Source organism: Neisseria sp. P0021.S005, assembly GCF_051956955.1.
Map to the genome: position 1 here is coordinate 1 of NZ_JBQCWY010000833.1, position 735 is coordinate 735.

1 pseudogene is annotated in these 735 nt (G+C 56.9%); it reads right to left on the bottom strand.

Annotation, left to right across the window (positions count from 1 at the left end):
• Positions 1–33 precede the first annotated feature (33 nt).
• Positions 34–735, bottom strand: a pseudogene (aroE, locus tag ACTHUE_RS19630) (shikimate dehydrogenase); the annotation flags it as partial.

The window sequence follows — 735 nt, forward strand, 5'->3', positions numbered from 1 at the left end:
GGGCAATCAGCCATTTAATGATGCGGAACATGGTTACAGGGCTTTCATGTATTCGACCTAACAGGGCGGATATCGGGTGTAAATCCGCGCCAAATATGGTAGGAGGCGGCAGCCTGACCGACCAGCATGCCCAGGCCGTCTGAAACTTCGGCCGCGTCGTTGCTTTGGGCAAAGTTCAAAAATGTCTGCGCCGCGTCGCCGTAAACCATATCGTAGGCAAGGCGGCAGTTGCGGAAAATTTCAGGGCTGACGGCAGGAAGCTGACCGCTCAAGCCGCCGGACGTGCCGTTGATGATGATATCAAAACCGCCGTTCAAATCCGCCATCGGGACGGCTTCAATGCCGAAAAGCCGCGCCAATTCCTCGGCTTTGGCATGGGTACGGTTGGCAATGACGATACGGGCAGGGCGGTGTTCTTTCAAAACCGGAATCACGCCGCGCACCGCGCCGCCTGCACCCAAAAGCAAAATGGTTTTGCCTTCAATGGCAATGTTTTTAACCTGCGTGATGTCGTTGGCCAAACCGATACCGTCGGTATTGTCGCCGCGTATTCTGCCGTCTTCCAACCACACCAGCGTATTGACCGCGCCGGCAGCCAAGGCGCGGTCGGAATGTTCGTCCGCCAGCGCAAAAGCTTCCTGCTTGAACGGAACGGTTACATTCGCACCTTGCCCGCCCTCGGCGAGAAACGCCGCAACAGCCTCGGCAAAACCGCCGATTTCGACACAAATGCGT